Source organism: Pseudoalteromonas sp. MER144-MNA-CIBAN-0113 (assembly GCF_040308965.1).
GTDB classification, from domain to species: domain Bacteria; phylum Pseudomonadota; class Gammaproteobacteria; order Enterobacterales; family Alteromonadaceae; genus Pseudoalteromonas; species Pseudoalteromonas tetraodonis.
Genome location: NZ_JBEOOG010000660.1, coordinates 1 through 212, shown reverse-complemented (window position 1 = coordinate 212; position 212 = coordinate 1). Strand labels below are relative to the sequence as shown.

1 pseudogene is annotated in these 212 nt (G+C 38.2%); it reads right to left on the bottom strand.

Features of this window, described 5'->3' with window-relative positions:
* Positions 1-212, bottom strand: a pseudogene (locus tag AAEY57_RS21365) (IS5/IS1182 family transposase); the annotation flags it as partial.

The following is a 212-nucleotide window of genomic DNA, read 5'->3' as shown; positions in this document are numbered from 1 at the left end:
TTTTTTAACTGGCTGCGAAAGTCAGCTAGCCTATCTTTTGTGGCTTTAATTTTTGTGACGTTAGCTTGCTCTTTATCGGCTTCATCAAGTAATTCAAGGTAACGTTCAATGTTCTTTTCGACTCGGTCGATGTGGAATTTAACTTTGCTTGGCGTAAAATTATTGCCTTTGTTGTTGCTAGCTTTAAACTTACTACCATCGATGGCAACAAC